At 67.6% G+C, this 18,230-nt stretch carries 18 protein-coding genes; 11 read left to right on the top strand and 7 right to left on the bottom strand.

The genetic code is table 11. The features are described 5' to 3' along the window. Complete coding sequence (locus tag VEW47_16625; GenBank protein ID HYS06807.1) at nt 1-876, bottom strand: ABC transporter permease; 876 nt, start codon at nt 874-876, stop codon at nt 1-3. Between the two features lie 202 nt (nt 877-1,078). On the opposite strand from VEW47_16625, the gene VEW47_16620 reads away from it, so the two are divergent. The 3 genes from VEW47_16620 to VEW47_16610 are packed head-to-tail and all read left to right on the top strand — an operon-like array spanning nt 1,079 to nt 4,222. Then, nucleotides 1,079-2,008: an NAD(P)-dependent oxidoreductase gene (locus VEW47_16620; GenBank protein ID HYS06806.1), complete on the top strand. Its 930-nt coding sequence runs from the start codon at nt 1,079-1,081 to the stop codon at nt 2,006-2,008. A 10-nt stretch (nt 2,009-2,018) separates the two neighbouring features. Continuing rightward, nucleotides 2,019-3,074, top strand: a complete 1,056-nt coding sequence (locus VEW47_16615; GenBank protein HYS06805.1) for a glycosyltransferase — start codon at nt 2,019-2,021, stop codon at nt 3,072-3,074. Then, nucleotides 3,053-4,222 carry a glycosyltransferase family 4 protein gene (locus VEW47_16610; protein ID HYS06804.1) on the top strand — a complete coding sequence of 390 codons (1,170 nt, stop codon included), beginning with the start codon at nt 3,053-3,055 and terminating at the stop codon, nt 4,220-4,222. The genes VEW47_16615 and VEW47_16610 overlap by 22 nt, the downstream gene beginning before the upstream one ends. On the opposite strand, the gene VEW47_16605 is transcribed toward VEW47_16610, so the two are convergent. The 3 genes from VEW47_16605 to VEW47_16595 are packed head-to-tail and all read right to left on the bottom strand — an operon-like array spanning nt 4,164 to nt 8,541. Further along, on the bottom strand, nt 4,164-5,912 hold the full coding sequence (locus VEW47_16605; GenBank protein HYS06803.1) for a D-aminoacylase: 1,749 nt from the start codon (nt 5,910-5,912) through the stop codon (nt 4,164-4,166). The genes VEW47_16610 and VEW47_16605 overlap by 59 nt on opposite strands. Further along, nucleotides 5,909-7,198, bottom strand: a complete 1,290-nt coding sequence (locus VEW47_16600; protein HYS06802.1) for a pitrilysin family protein — start codon at nt 7,196-7,198, stop codon at nt 5,909-5,911. The genes VEW47_16605 and VEW47_16600 overlap by 4 nt, the downstream gene beginning before the upstream one ends. After that, nucleotides 7,195-8,541 (bottom strand): pitrilysin family protein, encoded by a 1,347-nt coding sequence (locus VEW47_16595; protein HYS06801.1) that lies wholly within the window; start codon nt 8,539-8,541, stop codon nt 7,195-7,197. Before VEW47_16595 ends, VEW47_16600 begins: the two co-directional genes overlap by 4 nt. Before the next feature lie 206 nt (nt 8,542-8,747). On the opposite strand from VEW47_16595, the gene VEW47_16590 reads away from it, so the two are divergent. The 7 genes from VEW47_16590 to VEW47_16560 all read left to right on the top strand — a co-directional run bounded on the left by VEW47_16590 (nt 8,748) and on the right by VEW47_16560 (nt 14,573). Then, nucleotides 8,748-9,767, top strand: a complete 1,020-nt coding sequence (locus VEW47_16590; GenBank protein HYS06800.1) for an asparaginase — start codon at nt 8,748-8,750, stop codon at nt 9,765-9,767. A 55-nt stretch (nt 9,768-9,822) separates the two neighbouring features. Beyond that, complete coding sequence (gene trxA, locus VEW47_16585) at nt 9,823-10,137, top strand: thioredoxin (protein HYS06799.1); 315 nt, start codon at nt 9,823-9,825, stop codon at nt 10,135-10,137. Nucleotides 10,138-10,246: 109 nt separating this feature from the next. Continuing rightward, on the top strand, nt 10,247-10,726 hold the full coding sequence (locus VEW47_16580) for a TlpA disulfide reductase family protein (GenBank protein HYS06798.1): 480 nt from the start codon (nt 10,247-10,249) through the stop codon (nt 10,724-10,726). Between the two features lie 68 nt (nt 10,727-10,794). Continuing rightward, a complete protein-coding gene (gene hflX / locus VEW47_16575) occupies nt 10,795-11,949 on the top strand; it encodes a GTPase HflX (protein HYS06797.1) in 1,155 nt (384 codons plus the stop codon). After that, entirely contained in the window at nt 11,946-13,145 is a 1,200-nt protein-coding gene (locus VEW47_16570; GenBank protein ID HYS06796.1) for a D-alanine--D-alanine ligase family protein, read from the top strand. Before hflX ends, VEW47_16570 begins: the two co-directional genes overlap by 4 nt. Before the next feature lie 64 nt (nt 13,146-13,209). Next, entirely contained in the window at nt 13,210-13,800 is a 591-nt protein-coding gene (locus VEW47_16565) for an HNH endonuclease (GenBank protein ID HYS06795.1), read from the top strand. A 62-nt stretch (nt 13,801-13,862) separates the two neighbouring features. Next, nucleotides 13,863-14,573 (top strand): rhomboid family intramembrane serine protease, encoded by a 711-nt coding sequence (locus VEW47_16560; protein HYS06794.1) that lies wholly within the window; start codon nt 13,863-13,865, stop codon nt 14,571-14,573. A gap of 22 nt (nt 14,574-14,595) precedes the next feature. On the opposite strand, the gene VEW47_16555 is transcribed toward VEW47_16560, so the two are convergent. Genes VEW47_16555 through VEW47_16545 form a run of 3 tightly spaced genes read right to left on the bottom strand, consistent with a single transcriptional unit; the run spans nt 14,596 to nt 16,811 of the window. Continuing rightward, nucleotides 14,596-15,501 (bottom strand): hypothetical protein, encoded by a 906-nt coding sequence (locus VEW47_16555; GenBank protein HYS06793.1) that lies wholly within the window; start codon nt 15,499-15,501, stop codon nt 14,596-14,598. Between the two features lie 10 nt (nt 15,502-15,511). Next, nucleotides 15,512-16,423 (bottom strand): tetratricopeptide repeat protein, encoded by a 912-nt coding sequence (locus tag VEW47_16550; protein HYS06792.1) that lies wholly within the window; start codon nt 16,421-16,423, stop codon nt 15,512-15,514. A 10-nt stretch (nt 16,424-16,433) separates the two neighbouring features. Then, nucleotides 16,434-16,811, bottom strand: a complete 378-nt coding sequence (locus tag VEW47_16545) for a helix-turn-helix transcriptional regulator (GenBank protein HYS06791.1) — start codon at nt 16,809-16,811, stop codon at nt 16,434-16,436. A 495-nt stretch (nt 16,812-17,306) separates the two neighbouring features. Between VEW47_16545 and VEW47_16540 the strand changes: the two genes are divergently transcribed. Next, on the top strand, nt 17,307-18,128 hold the full coding sequence (locus tag VEW47_16540) for an RNA polymerase sigma factor RpoD/SigA (protein HYS06790.1): 822 nt from the start codon (nt 17,307-17,309) through the stop codon (nt 18,126-18,128). The last annotated feature ends 102 nt before the right edge of the window (nt 18,129-18,230 follow it).

Below are 18,230 nucleotides of genomic sequence, written 5' to 3'. Positions count from 1 at the left end.
TCACACGATGTCCGCGAAGCGCCTCTCGACGCTGCGGAAGTACGCCAGGGCCATGAGGAGCAGGACGATCGAGGAGGTCGTGGAGACCGCGATGGGAACCCAGGGGAATGTCTCTCCCAGGAGCGACGCCCGGCAGCCGGCGATCGGCCCGACCATCGGGTTGAGCGAGTACAGGAGTCTGAAGCGTCCAGGGATCGCGTCGAGCGGGTAGGCGACCGGGCAGAGAAAGATCCAGGTCTGGATCAGGTAGCCGGTCACGTACCGGAAATCGCGATAGGCGACCGTGAGCGCCGACAGAAGGGTCCCGACCCCGATCGCCGACAGAATCGCCGTGCCGACGAACACCGGAAAGAGCAGCGCGCGCGCCGGGAGCGGCAGGCCGAATCCCAGAAGCAGCCCGAACATCAGGACGCTCGAGACCACGAGATCCGGGAGGGCGGACCCGACCGCGGCGACCGGTATGATGAGGCGCGGGAAGTAGACTTTGGAGATCAGATGGCTGCTGACGACGAGGCTCGTCGAGCTCTGCCCCGCGGCCGCGGCGAAGAAGCCCCACAGGAGAATCCCCGAGTAGGCGAAGACCGGGTAAGGGACCTGTACGAGCCGTCCCATGCCGCCGAGCCTGCCGAAGACAAAGGTGAACAGGATCATCGTAAGAACCGGCTGCAGAACGGCCCAGGCCACGCCGAGGACCGTCTGCTTGTAGCGCACCTTCACGTCGCGCCAGACGAGGAAGTACAGAAGCTCGCGGGAGCGCCAGAGCTCGAGGAGTCCGAACCCCTTCCACCCCGGGCGCGCCTCGATGACGACGAGCGGCGCCCGGCCCTGCCGGTCGGCCGATGATGCGGTGGTCACCGAAGACCGGGGAACGCTCATGTCGGAGGCATCCTAGCACCGCGCGGCCGGCTGGCTGTCCGAATCGAGGGGCCGTCAGCCCGCCCGTGCATAATCTATTGACCTGCTTCGAGATTTCAAGCCGGAGAGGGGCCGGCTGCGAGGCGCGACCCTCACCACGGGCTGGAAATCGCTGAAACGAATCACCATATTGAAACGGGACGATCTGGAGAGGGGGAGGAGCATGAAAGTCCTGGTCACCGGCGGAGCGGGGTACATCGGTGCCGTTCTCGTGCCCCACCTCCTGGAGAACGGCTGCCGCGTCAAGGTCCTCGACAACCTGATGTACGGGGGAGGAACCCTCCTGCCGAACGTGCGTCACCCGAACTTCGAGTTCGTGCGCGGCGACGTGCGCGACGAGCGCGACGTGCGCGAGGCTCTCAAGGGATGCGACGCCGTCGTGCACCTGGCGGCGGTGGTCGGATTTCCCGCCTGCCGCAAGTACCCGGACCTGGCGACCTCGGTCAACGTCAACGGCACGAAGGTGGTAGCCGACGCGGCCGGCAGGAGCCGGCTCGTCCTGTTCGGCTCGACCGGCAGCAACTACGGCGCGCTCATCGACAAGGTCTGCACGGAGGACACGCCGCTCCAGCCGCTGACGCTCTACGGCAAGACGAAAACGGCCGCCGAAACGTACATCATGGAGCACTGCACCGCGGTCGCCTACCGCTTCGCCACCGCCTTCGGCGTCTCACCGCGCATGCGGCTCGACCTCCTGGTCAACGAGTTCGTCTACACGGCCATCAAGATGCGCTATCTCGTCGTCTACGAGGCGCACTTCATGCGGACCTTCATCCACGTCCATGACATCGCCCGCTCGTTCCTGTTCGCCATCGAGAACGGACAGAAGATGCGCGGCCAGGTCTACAATGTGGGCTCGGAGGACATGAACTACAGCAAGGCGGACGTGTGCGAGATGATCCGTTCGAAGGTCGACTACTACCTGCACTACGCCGACGTCGGCCAGGACGCCGACAAGCGCAACTACATCGTCTCGTACAGGAAGATCGGCGACCTCGGGTTCAAGACGACGATCGCCCTGGAACAGGGAATCGACGAGCTGGTGCGTGGTGTCGAGGTCCTCGAGTTCAAGACGCCCTATTCCAACCTCTGAGGAAGCGCACATGCGCGACGCCCCGGTCCCGGACGCCCAGGCCTGGGACACACCGGCCCGCGAGGCGAACAGGACGGACCGGGTGCGCGTGAGCTTCGTGCTGTCCACGCGCAACCGCGCCGATCACCTGGATCGCGCCATCCGGAACGCCCGCGAGCTCATGGGCGCGGACGACGAGCTGATCATCGTCGATGGGGGCTCGACCGACGGCACGGCCGAGGTGGTGCGGCGGCACGCGGACATCGTCACGCAGTTCGTGTCCGCGCCGGACACGGGCGAGGCCCACGGGTTCAACCGCGGCCTTCTCATGGCGCGGGGCCGCATCATCAAGCTGCTCGGCGACGACGACTACCTCTACCCGGAGGGCATGCGCCGGGCGATCGCGATGCTCGAGGATCACCCCGAGATCGATGCCCTGATGTGCGGCGGAGAGGCGTGCGAGTTCGATCCTGCGAGCGGCCGGACCCGGCTGGTGGAGTACCGTTTCCTGCCCCCGGGGATGCATCTCCGCGACGACGTGACGCACGTGCTGCGCTACACGCAGTGCGGGCTCGGGCTCGTGCTGGCGCGGCGGGTGCTCGAACGGGTGGGTCTGCTCGATACGTCCTTCCGCGCCGTGGACACCGATTACATGGCCCGCCTCATCCGGAGCGGTGTCGACTTCCGCTATTACAACGTCAAGCTGTTCCGCCACATCACCCACCCGCACTCGGGTCAGAACCGGGAGGCCGAGTCCCTGCGCGATCGAGCGCGGGTCCTGCTCGGCAGCGGTGCCTTCCCGCGCATCGACGAGGCGAGGAGTCCGTCGGCGCTGGCGCAGGCGCTGGGACTCGACCGGGTTCCGCGCGGAGAGGCGCTGGCGCTCCTCATCTGGTACGCCGAGCGGTTGCGGCGCGGGCGGCTCGGATTTCTGCTCTCGTGGATGGCCTGGGGAACGCGCGCGGCGGCGGGGGTCTTCAGGGTCTGCCGCGGAGTCGCGCGTCGGATTCTACCGGCCGGCATGATGCGCGGTCGGAGGGATGTGGACCTCGCCGTCGAGCCGGAATGGGACGGCAGCCTGCGTTGAACGCGCCGGTCCTGGTTCTGGGGCCGGTGGAGCCGCCGATCGGCGGCGTCAGCCGGTATTGCAGGAGCGTCACGGATCTGCTGCGGCGGGAGGGGACCGGTGCCGTGCAGCTCGATCCCGGCCGCCCGGGCACGACCGCCTCAGAATTCCTGGCGCGGGCGCTCACCTGGCCTGTGCGGAGGGCGCTGGGCGCGTCGACCTTCCCCGTCCTGAGAGCAGTGCGGAAACACAAGGCGCGACTGGTTCTCGACAATCGACAGGTTCTCTGGCGCGATCCGGCGGAGGCACGGGGCCTCCGGATGTGTGTGCGCGTTCCGTATGCGCTGGCCATCCACGACGGGGCGTTCCCCGGGTTCGTGGAGGCTCTCGGTGAGCGGAGGCGGCGCGGGCTGTCGCGCGCGCTCGAAGGTCTGTCCGGAGCGTTGTGCATGAGCGACGCGATCGTCGAAGCCGTTCTCCGGACGGCTCCCCGGGCGCGCGCCCGCCGTATGAGTCCCTTGCTGGAGGCGCCGGCCGGACCCGGGGCCCCGCTGCCGCGCGATCTGGAGGCCTTTTTCGGGATGCCGGGGCCGGTCATCAGCGGCAGCGGCGCGCTGCACCCCCAGTACGGGATCGAGGAGCTTCTCGCGGCCTTCGCCGAGCTTCGGAAACGCGGCCGTCCCCTCCGCGTCGTGATCCTGATCGGATCGTTCGCCGAGGAGCCCTCGACACGCGCCGCCCTGGCCGAGGCGCGGGCTCGATTCGGCGATGGAGCGATCCTCGTCCTCACCGATTTTCCGGACGGCGCGGCGGTGATCGCGCGCTCCCAGGTCTACGTCCGTCCCTCGCGGATCGACAGCTTCGGGATGGCGCTCCACGAGGCGCTGCTGTCGGGCGTCCCGGTCGTCGCCTCCGAGCATCCCACGCGCCCGGAGGGTGTCGTGACCTACCGGCCGGGGGACGTCGGCGCCCTGGCGCGGGCCATCGAGGCGGCCCTCGTCCCCGCGGCGAGATCGGCGGCGGCCGAGCGGGCGCCGCGGCTCCGCGAGATGGTCGAAAGAAACAGCAGGGAGACTCTCGAGGTCCTGAGAGCCCTCGTCGGACACTCTCCTAGCGCGCCGGCCGGTATCCGGGGCCGCGCAGGATTCGACCGGGCAGGCGGCCGGTGATCTTCCCCTGGTCCACGACCAGGGTCCCGTTGACGAAGACCTCGACGATCCCTTCCGAGAGCTGGTGCGGCGCGTCGAACGTGGCCCGATCGATCACCTTCCCGGGGTCGAACACGGTGATGTCGGCGAACGACCCCGGACGCAGCAGACCTCGGTCCCTCAGCCCCAGCTTCTGGGCGGGAAGGGACGTCATCTTGCGCACCGCATCTTCGAGACGCAGGAGCTTCTCCTCGCGGACGTAGCGCCCGAGGACGCGCGGGAACGTGCCGTAGGCGCGCGGGTGGCAGTTGCTCGCCCCGAGCACCCCCTCGGGGGACACACCCGCGTTGTCGCAGTTGAACGCCACCCAGGGGGTCGTCATCGCGGTGCGGACGTCGTCCTCCGACATGGCGAAGTAGACGCAGTCGACCGATCCGCTCTCCTCCACGAGCAGATCGAACATCGTCTCGATCGGGTCCTTGCCGCGCAGGGCCGCTATGTCCGACAGTCTCTTCCCCTGGTACTGCTTGTTCGCCTGCGTCCTTACGCCGACGACGAGCACGCCGTCCGGCCCCCCGACGTTGTGGAACAGGCTCTCCCACCCTCCCGAAGGGTTCTCGACCTCGGCGCGGATGCGGGCGCGCTCGGCGGGGTCCTTCAGGCGGGCCACGAGCCGGGCCACGCCCCCTTCCGAAGCCGTCGGCGGCAGACTCGCGGCCAGACCGGTCGACGACGCGGGGTAGGGATAGATGTCGGCGGTGATGTCGATCCCGCGTCCGCGGGCGCCGTCGATCTCCGCCACCACCTCCTTCATGCGCCCCCAGTTCTTCCGCCCCGCGCACTTGAGGTGCCAGACCTCGACCGGGATCTTCGCCTGCTCGCCGATGGTCTCCGCCTCCTTCAGGGCCGTGATGATGTCGTCCGCCTCGTTGCGGATGTGCGAGGCGTAGATGCCGCCGTACAGGGACGCGACCTTCGCCAGCTCGACGAGCTCGTGCGTGTCCGAGAAGCTCGCCGGCGGATAGATGAGGGACGAGGACAGGCCGAACGCCCCGGCCTCCATGGCGCGCGCCACATGGCGCTTCATCGCCTCGAGCTCGGCCGGTTCCGGCAGCCGGTTGTCGCTCTTCAGGACCGCCTGGCGCACCTGGGTCGCCCCGACGAGGTGGGCGAAGTTGATCGCCGATCCCTTCGCCTTGATTCGCCGGAAGTAGCCCTCGTAGTCGCGCCAGTCGACGGTGAGCTTGTACTCGGCGATACCCGGCAGGAGGTCCTCGATCGTGAAGGACGTCTGCGGCGCGACCGAACCCCCCTCGCCGGTCAGCTCGGTCGTGATCCCCTGCGTGATCTTGCTCTGCACCCGGGGGTCGACGAGCACCGTCAGCTCCGACTGCCCGAGCATGTCGATGAACCCCGGGGCGATCACCAGGCCGCGGGCGTCGATCGTCCGGTGGGCGCCGGCGTCCTTCAGATTGCCGATGGCGGCGATGCGGTCGCCGCGGATCGCGACATCTCCGGCGAACCACGGATTGCCGCTGCCGTCCACGATCCGCCCTCCGCGCAGCAGGACATCGTAGGTTTCCTTTGCAGCGACAGACGGCGCGCCCGGCTTCGTGACCGGCGCGGGAGCCGGGGCGGCGCCCGCGGCGGCGAGTGCTGTGAAAAGGACGGCCCAAGGGGCGAGCGCGCGCGGGACATTCCGACCTGTCATGAAAGGGCCTCCTTCTCCATCGCGGGGCCGGCCACGACCAGCACCGAGCGATCCGGAGTCAGGTACGTCCGGGCCGAATCCTCGACGTCGTTCCGCGTGACCTTCCCGATCAGACCGGGCAGTCTCTCAGGGTAGTCGATCCCCAGGCCGTGGAACTCGGCGTCCGCGAGGACGGCCGCCGCTTCGGGATTGGTCTCCATCCGCCGGGGAATGGAGGAGGCGAGCGCCTGCCTGGAATCGCGCAGCTCGGAAGGGGTGACGCCGCGGCGCACGATCTGCGTGATCGTCCGCCGCATCAGATCGATGGCACGCCGCACGCCGTCCGGCGCGACCCCGGCCCGGACCGCGAACGGCCCCGCCCCAAGACCCGCGGTGAAATGGGAGTAGGCGTAATAGGCCAGGCCGGCCCGATCGCGGATCGCCTTACCGAGACGCCCCCCCAGACCGAACTCCCCCAGGATGCTGTTGAGGACCAGGACCGAGGGGAGATCGGGGGCCAGGCGCCTGAGCCCCCTGAAGCCGAGCGCGATATCGGCCTGGGTCTTCCCCGCGATTGACCGGCCCACGACGACGGCCTTCTCGGGCGCGGGAGGATCCGGGATCGAGACGCGCGCCGGCGGCGCGGTCGTTCCGCCGCGGGCAGCGGGCGTGGCCCAGGACCCGAAGACCCTCGCCGCGAGGTCGAAGACGCGCGCCGGATCGAAATCTCCGGCCAGCGACAGGATCGTCCCGCCGGGGCGGTACCGCGCGCGGTGGAAGGCGGCGAGATCCGGGCGATCGATGCGGGTCACGCTGTCGCGTGTTCCCAGTCGCGGGTGGTGGTAGGGGTGGCCGGGAGGGAAGAGGGCCGCGTGCAGCTCCATCTCGGCCACTGCGGCGGTATCCTGATCGCGCTCGGCGATGGCGGTCAGGGCCTGGTCCTTCTCGCGGCGGATCTCGGTCTCCGGAAACGTCGGCTCCGCCGCGATGAGGCGCACCCGCTCGAGAACACCGCTCAGGTGCCGCGACAGGAGTCGCAGCTCGATCTCGGTCGTGTCGCGACGCGCGGAGGCGGCGTACGCCACGCCGAGGTCGTCGAAGAACGACGCGATCGCCTCGCCCGGCAGGGAGCCGGCTCCGCGGTCCAGCAGGTCCGCGACCAGCGCCGCGGTCCCTTCCCTTCCGGGAGGATCGAAGGCCGCCCCCGCCTCGAGGACCAGTCGCACGGCCACCGAGCGCGCCGCGCGGTTCGGCCGCGCGATCACCACGAGGTCGTTGTCCAGGCGGATCTGGCGCGCCGAGCTCATGGGACGGCGGCGCCCGGGAGGGCGGCCGCAGCCGGGGCGGGGGGCGGCGCCGACGGCAGGAGAACGCCCACCGTCCTGCGATCGCGGCCGAGCCGCGCGCGCGCGAAGGCCGTCACGTCGGCGGCCTTGACGGCCAGCACGCGTCGCGGCAGGTCGAAGAACAGACGGTGGCTGGCGATCGTCTCGAAGAAGCCGAGCTGGTGGCCGAAGTCGGTCGTGCTCTCCGACTCGAGAGCGTGCCGCGCCAGGAACTGGTTCTTGGCCCGCTCCAGGTCCCGCGCCTCGATGTCGCCGCGCGCCAGGCGATCGATCTCGGTGGTCAGGACGTCCTCGAGGCGCGCCGGGTCGACCCCCTCGTTCGCCGTCATGGCGATGCGGTACAGGTAGGGGTGACGGGACGGCAGGACGAGGGTCGAGACCTGGCCGGCAAGGTTCCCTTCGATCAGGGTCCGGTACAGGCGCGACGACTTGCTCGGGCCGCGCCCGTCGTGGCCGGACCAGACGTTGACCGTCGGGCCGCCGGCAAGGATCCCGTCGGTGACGAGAAGAGCGGCGAAGTCGGGCTCCGCCGCCGCGGGGGCGTGAAAGGCGACATCGACGTAGACCGCCCCGGAAGGGCGCCGCACCAGGAGGCGCCGCTCGCCCGATTGCGGCGGCTCGACCGTCCGCACGGGCGGCGGTTCCTGCCCGCGGCGGACCCCTCCGAAGTGGCGGCGCACCAGACGGAGCGCCGCGGCCGCTTCGAAGTCTCCGGCGGCGACCAGGATCGCGTTGTTCGGCACGTAATAGCGGCGGTAATGCCCGTAGAGATCATCGCGCGTGATCGCCTTCAGATCCGACAGGTAACCGATGGTCGGCCAGCGATAGGGATGGGCCTGGAGCGCCGTGCCGGTCACCTCCTTCTCGAGGAACGAGCGCGGGTCGTTCTCGCCCCCCTGCAGCTCCGAGATCACGACGTTCCGCTCGTGCTCGACCTCGGTTGTCGAGTAGAGGCACTCCGTCATCCGGGACGACTCGAGGCGGAGCATCTCCTCGAACGCGTCGCTCTGCACCGTCTCGTAATAGGTGGTGACGTCGAGCCAGGTGTAGCCGTTCCAGGTGCCGCCCGCCAGCTCGACCCGGCGGATCACGTCGTCCTTGGGGATGCGGCGCGTCCCCTTGAAGTTCATGTGCTCCACCCAGTGCGACAGACCGGTGATGCCGGGGCGCTCGTCGCGCGAACCGACGCGGTACCAGCACCAGACGGAGACGACCGGGGCCTGGCGCATCTCGCGCAGCAGGACGACGAGCCCGTTCGGAAGACGGACCGCGCGCACTCCGCCGCCGCGGGCCGCTGCGGTCATGCCCGCGCCTCGCGCGAGAGCAGGCTCCGGGCTCCGCTGGGCTCGACCTGATAAATCTCTCTCAAGGGGCTCCTCGGTACGGGGGGCCGGGACACCTGGCCCGAGTCGCGCGGGGTCCGCGCATGGTAATACACGCCGACAGCGCGCGGCAACCGGGGAGTTCGCGGGTTCGGATTAGAATGACGGAGAATCGGGAGGTGGATCGCGTGTCCAGAGGCTATGTCCCATTGGTCGAGGTCCGCCGCGGCGAGATCGTCGAGTCCGTCCATTTCGGGGCGATCGCGGTGGTCGACGCGCTGGGCAGACGCGTCGCGGCCGTCGGCGAACCGACGCAACCGGTCGTGCTGCGCTCCACCGCGAAGCCGGCGCAGGTTCTGCCGCTGATCGACTCGGGGGGCGCGGAGCGCTTCCGCTTCAGCGACGAGCAGATCGCCGTGATGATCGGATCACACGGCGGCGAGCCGTTCCACGTCGGCGCCGTCCGCTCGATTCTCGAGACGATCGGTCTCGACGAGAGGGCGCTGCAGTGCGGCGCGCACGATCCCTACCACCGGCCCTCCGCCCGCGCCCTCCGGCAGAGCGGCCAGGAGCCCACGCCCCTGCACAACAACTGCTCCGGGAAGCACGCCGGCATGCTGGCGCTGGCGGTCCACCTGGGGGCCCCGATCGATCGTTATCTGGAGCCGGGACACCCGGTGCAGGAGCGCATCCGCGCGCGCCTCGAGTCCCTCGCCGGTCTCGCGCCGGGCCCCGCGCCCAGCCTGATCGACGGCTGCTCGGCGCCCACCTTCGCCATGCCGCTGGCCGGTCTGGCGCTGCTGTACGCGCGGCTCGCGGCGCCTGCCGGACCCGCGGCGGACGCGGACTCCTCCGTGCGGCGTGCGGTCGCGGCCATGCGCGGCCACCCCGAGATGATCGCCGGCACCGACCGGTTGTGCACCGCGCTCATGCGGACCGGCCGCTCCGGTCTCATCGCCAAGATCGGCGCCGAGGGGATGTATGCCCTCGCCTGGGAACGGGGCGGGACGGGGTACGGCCTGGCTCTCAAGATCTCGGACGGGGAAGGGCAGCGATCGAGGCACAGCGTGGCTCTCGAGGCGCTGCGTCAGCTCGAGGTCCTCCCGGCGGAGGAGGCCTCGAGCCTGCGCGCACGGTTCGTGGACGAGATCCGCAACCACCGCGACCTGGTCGTCGGCAGCATCCGCACCACCTTTCGGCTGGCCTGAGGGATGGTATAATCAACGTTCGCGTGACAGGCTGAGGAGAAACACCTTGCGGGGCGTGGTCGAGGTGGACGACGGCAATTTCGAGAGCGAGGTCCTGCGCTCGACCGTCCCGGTTCTCCTGGATTTTTCCGCGGAGTGGTGCGCGCCCTGCAAGAGGCTGCAGCCGATCGTCGAGGCGATCGCGCAGGAGTACGACGGCCGCCTGAAGGTGGCGCACCTGGACATCGACAAGGCGCAGTCCACCGCCGTCCGGTACGGCATCATGTCGGTCCCGACCGTCCTGCTCTTCAAGGGAGGGAAGGTTCAGGACCAATTGCTGGGGTACGTGCCGAAAGACAAGCTGATCGAGAAGATCAATCCGATCCTGTGAGAGATTCCCTCTGAGCGCCATCCTGCGTCGGCCCCGGCTCCTGAGTGTCCTGGCGGGAGGTGCTCTGGCGATCCTCCTTCTGCCCGCGGCGCCTCTGCGGGCACAGAAGATGCCGACCCTCGGGCCGCTCGCCGGAAATCGTGTCGGCGACCTCGCGCACGATTTCACGCTCAAGGATCTGAACAACCAGAAGCACACGCTGAAAGAGCTGCGGGGGAAGCAGGTGGTCCACGTCGTCTTCTGGGCGACCTGGTGCGTCCCGTGCCTGGAGGAGATCCCGGCGCTGCGCACGATCCAGGAGAAGTACCGCGATCGGGGCGTTCAGATTCTCGGGATTGTCGTCGAAAGGGATCAGACGAAGGACGGCGTGCGGGCCGCGGCCCGCGACATGAAGATCAACTACCCCATCCTTTGGGACGACGGCGGCGAAGTCCAGGATCGTTACAAGGTCGAGTACATTCCGCAGAATTTTCTCATCGGAAAAGACGGCGTGATTCGCTACGCCGGCACCTTGCTGCCCTCCAATTACGAGGCGCTCCTCGAGGCGTTGTTGAAGGACGATGCCGCCGCCCGGACCGCCCACCGGTAGACCGGGTCCCCGGCACCTGATCCCGCCGCCGCATTGACGCTGCCCCCGCCGGAGATTAAGATCTTCGGGTGAACCGTCCGGAACAGGCCATTCTCGTAGGGCTCTGCCGCAATCGCTGTGACCGCGCCGAGGTCGACGAGCACCTTCTGGAGCTGGGTCTTCTCGCGGAGACGGCGGGAGCCCTGGTCGTCGGCACGGTGGTCCAGGATCGGGGCCCCCTGCACGCGGCGACGCTGGTGAGACGCGGCAAGGTGGAGGAGCTGGCGCTGATGGCCCGCGCGCGCCGGGCCGATCTGGCCATCTTCGACGAGGACCTGTCACCGGCCCAGGTCAAGAACCTCGAGAAGGAGGCCGGCGTGAAGATCCTGGACCGCTCCGGCCTCATCCTCGACATCTTCGCGCGCCGCGCCCGCACGCGCGAGGCGCGCACCCAGGTCGAGCTGGCGCAGCTGCGCTATCTCCTGCCGCGCCTGACGCGTCAGTGGACCCACCTGTCGCGGCAGGACGGCGGCATCGGGCAGAGGGGCGTGGGCGAGACGCAGCTCGAGATCGACCGCCGCCTGATCCGCAGGCGGATCGCGCGCCTGGCGTCGGACCTGAGCAGCATCGAGACCGAGCGCGATGAACGGCGCAAGAAGCGCTCGGCCGTGCCGCGCGTGGCGCTCGTCGGCTACACGAACGCCGGCAAATCGACCCTCATGAACCTGTTGACCGGTGCCCGTGCGCGAGTCGAGAACCGCCTCTTCTCCACGCTCGATCCGCTGGTGCGGCGCTGCGAGCGCGGCGGGCGTCCGTCCTTCCTGGTCGTCGACACGGTCGGGTTCATCCGCAAGCTGCCGCACCACCTCGTCGCCTCGTTCCGCAGCACGCTCGAAGAGGCGGCCGGCACCGACCTCCTCGTGCACGTCGTCGACTCCTCCTCCTCTTCGCTGCAGGACCAGATGAGGAGCACACGCGACACCCTGGAGGGCCTGGGGCTCGCCGACGACCCGCGTCTCGTGGTGTTCAACAAGATGGATCTGGCCCCCGCGGACGCGCTCGACAGGCTCAGGCGCGAGTATCCCGAGGCGGTGTTCCTGTCGGCCCTGGACCCCTCGCAGGCGGATCGGATCGAAACGCGCGTCCGGGCGGCCCTGCGCGCCTCCAGGGCCGCCGGGCCGCCGGCCTCCGTCGCGAGGTCGCTCGCGCCGGTCTGGGTCCTCGGCCGGGGGGGTGACTCGTGAGGACACGGAAGAAGGAGACCCGCGGCGCCGGCCACGGTCACGCCCGCCTTCGCGTCGGCGTGATCTACGGCGGCCGGTCGGTCGAGCACGAGGTCTCTCTGGTCTCGGCGCGGGCCATCATGCAGGCGCTCGACCCGCGCCGGTACGAGGTCGTCCCGATCGGCATCACGCGGCAGGGACGCTGGGTGCTGGCTGGAGCGCATTGGACCCTGCCCCCCGATCCCTCGGTGCGGGGGCTCGTGCGTCTGAGGAACGGCGGGCGGGCGGGAACGGCGCTCGCCTCCCTGCCCAGGGCGGCCCTCAAGTCCGCCGCCGGGCCGGGCCGCGACCCGGGGCCGCTGGGGCGACTCGATGTCATCTTCCCCGTCGTCCATGGCATGGGCGGAGAGGAGGGCACGCTACAGGGGCTCCTCGAGCTGGCGGACATCCCCTACGTCGGCGCGGGTGTCCTGGGCTCGGCGCTGGGGATGGACAAGGCGATGATGAAGGTCGTGTTCCGCGAGGCCGGTCTCCCGATCGTCGATCACCGTGTCCTGCGGCGAAGCGACCTCGAAGCCGGGCGCGACCGCTTCGTCCAGGCGGTCGAGGAGGCCTTCGGCTATCCCTGCTTCGTGAAGCCCGCGAACGGCGGCTCGAGCGTCGGGGTCAGCAAGGCGAAGCGGCGCGCCGATCTCCTCGAGGCCATCGATCTGGCGGCGCGCTACGACCGCAAGATCATCGTGGAGCGAGGCGTCGACGCGCGCGAGATCGAGTGCAGCGTCCTCGGGAACGACGAGCCGGAGGCCTCGGTGCCGGGGGAGATCGTGCCGGGAAACGAGTTCTACGATTACCGGGCCAAGTACATCGACGAGAACTCGCGCCTGCTGATTCCGGCCCCCTTGAGCCCGGAGCAGACACAACGCGTCCGCGACCTGGCGCTGCGCGCGTTCCGGGCCCTGGACCTCTGCGGCATGGCCCGCGCCGATTTTTTCCTCGACCGGACGAGCGATGCCCTCTTCATCAACGAAGTGAACACGATCCCCGGGTTCACGCCGATCAGCATGTATCCGAAGCTGTGGGAGGCGAGCGGCGTGCCGTTCCCGGCCCTGGTCGATCGGCTGATCCGTCTGGCCGTCGAGCGGCACAGGGAAAAAAAGAGCCTGATCACCTCCTACCGGCCCGCGCGGAACGGTCGCCGCTCCTTGACAAAAGGCTGACGCCGTTCTATTTTTTCCAGGGTACCCCGGGGAGGCTGCCGGCCGCGGGGCGCCGTCGCCAACGATGCTGGACACCAACGTTCTCGTTCTCAACAGACTGTTTCAGGCCATCCAGGTCACCACGGTCCGCAAGGCATTCTGTCTCCTCTACAAGGGGCATGTGCGCGCCGTGGCCTCCGATTACACGACATACGACTGGGAGGACTGGGTGGACGTCCCGCCCCAGCCCCACGAGGATTCCATCATCACGCCGACGCTGCGCATCCGCATTCCGCGCGTCGTCCTGCTGGTGGATTTCGATCGGCTGCCCCGGCACGAGGTCCGCTTCACCCGGAAGAACATCTTCTATCGCGACCGCAACCGCTGCCAGTACTGCGGCGAGAAGTTCCAGACGCGCGATCTCAACCTCGACCACGTCGTGCCGCTGTCGCGCGGGGGAAAGTCGACCTGGGAGAACGTCGTGTGCTGCTGCATCGCCTGCAATTCCAGGAAGGGAGGCCTCCTCCCGGAGGAGGCCGGCATGCACATCATCCGTCCGCCGGTGAAGCCGCGCTGGCATCCGCTCGTCAAGATCTCGTTCACCACCGGGCAGTACGAGGTCTGGAAGAACTTCCTCGACATCGCCTACTGGAACACCGACCTGCGCGAGACCTAGAGCCGCGCTCCATCCACGGCCGTTTCCTTGCAATGCCCTGGATCGTGTGTTAACGTCCGGACATGTCCTCCCACCGCCCGCAATACAGCCCTCAGATCGGTCTCGGTGGTCGCATCACCCCGGGTGTGAAGGCGCTCCTGATCGCGAACGTCAGCGTGTTCGCGCTCCAGGTGCTGGCGCAGCAGATTGCCCGGACGGACGACGTCGAGCAGATCTTCGGTCTGCTGCCGAACATGGTTCTGCACAATTTGCAGCTCTGGCGCCTGGTCACCTATATGTTCCTGCACTCCACGAGCTGGCTCAGCCACCTGCTCCTGAACATGCTCATGCTCTGGATGTTCGGGACGGAGGTCGAGCGCGTCTGGGGGACGCGCGAGTTCGTGAAATATTACTTCCTGTGCGGCATCGGAGCGGCCATCACGACCTGCTTCGTGTTCAGGGACAGCAACACGATCGGCGCTTCGGGCGCCATCTTCGGGGTGATGCTGGCCTACGGTCTGATGTACCCCAATCGACAGATCTTCTTCTGGTTCATCTTCCCCATGCGGGCGATCAGCTTCGTCCTTCTGTGCACGGGGATCGAGCTGTTCTCCCTCCTGGGCCTGCCGGACAACGTGGCGCATTTCGCCCACCTCGGCGGGATGCTGTTCGGGTACCTGTACCTGAAGCGCGCCTGGCGGCTGAAGGAAGTCTGGAACGAGCTGCGCTGGCGCCTGCGCCGGCGCCGCTTCCGTGTGATGCGCGGCGAGGACGATCACTACCCCTACCACTGAGGGCGGGGGAGCGCTCTCTCCGTCAGAAGCAGGCGATCGGAAGGTAGGATGCGGCCAGGTCCGTGCCGAATCTCTCCGCGACCCGCGCGGGGAGGTCGACCCGCTGCAGCAGGCTGGTCCGGCCGTTCGCGAAGCGGAACACCAGCGCGCTCTCGAGACCACGCGCCGGTATCACCAGGACGATCCCCCGGCAATCCCCGCCCGAGCCGACGGCCCAGATGACCGCATGCGTGCGGTTCCCCGTGACCGGCACGTCCACGGCTCCCAGGATGATCGGTCGAGACCCGCCTCCGCCCCCTTTGACCCCCGTGACGGGCACGTCCGTGGCGCCCTGGATCGAGAACCCGCCGCGCGTACGCTGAGGCGCGACGTCGCGACCCGCGCTTCCGAGGTCGAGCGTCTTCGGCGCCGCGAACAGCCGCCCCGTCACGAGATCGAGCGGGGCATACTGGTAGGTGTCGGGTTGTCCGTAATAGAACAGGAACGACCCGGCCAGGGAGGTGCCGATCCGCGGCTCGTAGTTGTTCCCGGGCCCGAACGTGAGGTAATGGACATTGGTCCAGGCGCCCCCCGCGAAGCGGGCGTAGGCGATCTTGCGGAAGGACCCGTCGAAGCGGCTCCAGACCAGGACGGCCGAACCGCTTTCGTCGAGCGTGAGGGTGGGCTCCGCGTCGCGCGCCGCGTCCGCCGTGGTCGGCACGAGACCCAGATGGGTCCCGGCGGCGTCCATCAGCGAGTAGCCCAGGGAGGACGATTCCCGGCCCCCGCCCGGACGGGCGCAGCCGCGCTGCTCCCAGACGGTGAGGGACGCGCCGCCGGCGATCGTGACGGAGGTCGTGGAAGCGAACGCGGACAGGCTGGTGGCGGCACACAAAGCGAGAGCCGCTCCCACCATCCCGATCGCTTTCACCCGGCCGATGCCACGCACGCGTCCGCTCCTAGAAGGGGTTCTTGAGATTGATGATGTTGCTCACGTCGAACGTCCTCAGGAACTGCTTCAGCACCGGCAGGTGCGGGTAGAACTCCTGGAGCCTGTCGAAGTAATGATCGCTGCGCTCTTCGTTGCCCATCAGGAGGTTCACCTCGCCCAGCAGGTAGTAGCAATTCTTGACGATGTCCTTGTAGTCCTTCTCGGTCGCGATCTTCAGAGCCTTCTCGCCGTGCTCGTCGGCCTGTTTCAGCTCCTTGAGCTGCATGTAGGCGAAGCACAGGTCCTGGTAGCACTCGACCAGGCACCGGGTGTTGCCGTTGGCGAGCGAGATCTGGAGCGCCTCGAGGATGATGGCGATTCCCTGGCGATAGCGCTTCTTGAGCAGGCTGCAGTACCCCAGGTTTTCCTTGATGTAGTCGACAGGGTACGCGGTGCCGAGGTTTCCCTTCTGGCCGAGCGTCAAGGCGAAGCGGTACTCCGCCATCGCGTCGTCCAGGTAGCTCATGTTCATGTAGATGTTGGCGATGAGGTTGTGGCAGGTCGCCTTCCAGGTGTAGTCGTCGATGGTCTCGCTCGCCCGGAGAGCGCGCTTGGCATACATGAGCGCCTTGTGGAGGCGCCCTTGGCGGCGCAGGGCGCTGGCCAGGTTCGACGAGGCGATGAAGATGATGTTCGGGTCGGAGCTCTTGAGCAGGATCTCGCGCAGGCCCTTCTCGGCCTCCTGGATCTGCCCCTGGGAGAGGCGTGCCGTCGAGAGGTTGCACAACGCCCTGTGGATGAGGTGCTGATCGTTCAGCTCACGGGCGATCTGCAGGGCCGCCTCGAACTGCTCCTCCGCCTGGCGGAACTCGCCGCGCCGCACCTGCAGCGTGCCTTCGGCGGTCAGCTCCGAGTAATGCGCCACGCGATCCGTGGGCATGGGAGGCTCCTCAATTGTCCTTCTTGATCTTTTCGTCCCGGACCTTCTCTTCGGTCTGCATCTTGAACAGAATGAAGGCCTGCACCTCTTCCTGCGCCCGCGGGGAGAGTCTCTGGTACTGGCGCAGAAATTCGTACTCGCGCTCCCGTGTCGCGCCCGCCGCTCCCTCGTTGAAGAAATCGGAGATGTTCATCTCGAAGATCGAGAGGATCTTGAAGAGAGTCTCGAGGCTGACCTTGTACTCGCCGTTCTCCATGCGGCACAGATCGGATTGCTGGATGCCGATGCGGTGCGCCAGATCGGCCTGCGTGAGCGCACGATCCTTGCGCAGTGACCGGATCCTGGACCCCACCAGGAGGGACTGTCTCTTGAATTTTGACGTAATCATGCGGTCTATCCGCGATTCTTTCGCTGAAACACTAGAAAAACAAGGTACTTGAAGCCGATGTTGGTAACCCAAAAAGTTCTTGACACGCTTGTCGCGCAAACATATACTTGCGTCGTCAGCTCACACAGCCACAGCCATTCGCCGCGTCAATATCTTGATGAAACCGTCGAGACGAAGCGCGCAGCCGATTGCCATTCAACATTCCCCAGCGCCAATCGACCCGGGGTGCAGGTGTCTATCGACGCTTGTGTCATCGAAGGGGACCCGTGTCTTCTGGCCTGAGCCCACGAGAGTGACCTAAATGTATGGTGTTACAAAATCGAAGTCAAGGGAAAAAGAGGTCACCCGGCGCTGCCAGGCGGGCGATCAAGGAGAAGGACGAGCCTGATGGCAAATCGCTCTTTTGAAAGAAGTTCCTGCGTCTCCAAGTACCTACAGGAAATCAGCGAGTTCCCCCTCCTGACAAAGGAGGAGGAACACGACATAGCCGTCAAGATGGAAGAGGCCGGCAAGGACGGCTCGTACCACGACCTGGTCAAGTCCAACCTCAGCTTCGTCGTGAAGATCGCCAGTGAATACAAGAACATGGGCCTTCCCTTCGAGGACCTGCTGAACGAGGGGAACATCGGTCTGATCGAGGCCGCCCACCATTTCGACTCGTCGCGCGGCACCAAGTTCATCACCTACGCCATCTGGTGGATCCGCAAGTCGATCCTGAAAGCGCTGTCGCAGCACTCCGCCATGGTCCGCATCCCCAACTACCAGCTCAAGAAGGTCCGCAACGTGCGCAACACCGAGCGCATGCTGGCCCGGGAGCTGGGACGGGAAGCCGACCGCGAGGAGATCTCCAAGGAACTGCGCGTCACCATCGCCAAGATCGACGAAATCCTGCAGATGAAGATGCGGGAGCTGTCCCTGGACGAGAAGGTGGGGAAGGACAAGGACACCCCGATCTCGGATTACCTGGTGGACGGACGATCGATCAACCCCGAGGACGAGCTGATCAAGAACGAGAGCCAGGGGGTCATCCGCATGGCGCTGCGCAGCCTGAGCGACCAGGAGCAGACGGTCATCATCAATCGCTTCGGGCTGGAAGGGGGGCGCGTGTTCACGCTGAAGGAGATCGGCGAGAAGCTCGGCGTCTCGCGCGAACGTGTCCGCCAGATCGAAAACCAGGCGAAGAAGCGTCTGCGCAAGCTGATCGCGCGCCAGCAGCACCCCGAGAATCTCGCCGCCCGGGGGGCCAGGCTGCGCTCGTCGGGCTCCGACCCCGCGCCCGCGGTCCGGATCCGATCGAAGGAGTCGATGTCGCACTGAGGGTCACGGCGCCGCCCTCCCCGGGCGGACCGAAGGCGGGTTTTTCCAGGATCCCCGCGGCGGGCCGAACGCCGCGGGGATTCCTTTTTGAAATGCCTTCGA

The sequence above is a fragment of the Candidatus Dormiibacterota bacterium genome (assembly GCA_035635555.1).
Lineage (GTDB): Bacteria > Acidobacteriota > Polarisedimenticolia > Gp22-AA2 > Gp22-AA2 > Gp22-AA3.
This window is presented reverse-complemented; position numbering and strand designations above follow the sequence as displayed.